Source organism: Streptobacillus ratti, assembly GCF_001891165.1.
Classification (GTDB): domain Bacteria; phylum Fusobacteriota; class Fusobacteriia; order Fusobacteriales; family Leptotrichiaceae; genus Streptobacillus; species Streptobacillus ratti.
On the sequence record NZ_LKKW01000105.1, the window covers coordinates 1 to 313 of the forward strand.

Genomic DNA, 313 nt, shown 5'->3' on the forward strand with positions numbered 1-313 from the left:
CCTTCGCCTTGGCGTCGAGGCCACCATATTCGACCATCAAATCGACCGACTCGGTCATGTTCTGGTCGGTGACCTGGAACGGCCGCTTGTCCTTGGTCGCCGGCGTGCGATAGAGCGGGATTGTGAGCTCAAAACCCTGCGTCAGCGTCTCGATCTTGCCGCCCTTCGGGTTGGCATCGAGGATCGACTGCGCGGCCGCCTTCGGGTCCTTCTCCGCAGCCTCCACCGCTTTTGTCGTCGCCGACATGAAGCGGCGGACCAGGTCGGCATTGGCCTTCACATAGTCCGAATTCGCGATGATGCCCGACGACAC

1 protein-coding gene is annotated in these 313 nt (G+C 62.0%); it reads right to left on the bottom strand.

Translation table 11 applies throughout. The annotated features are described in order from the left end of the window. Positions 1-313, bottom strand: a 313-nt coding sequence (locus tag BT993_RS06985; protein WP_143604329.1) for an ABC transporter substrate-binding protein, incomplete at both ends; no start/stop codon positions are given.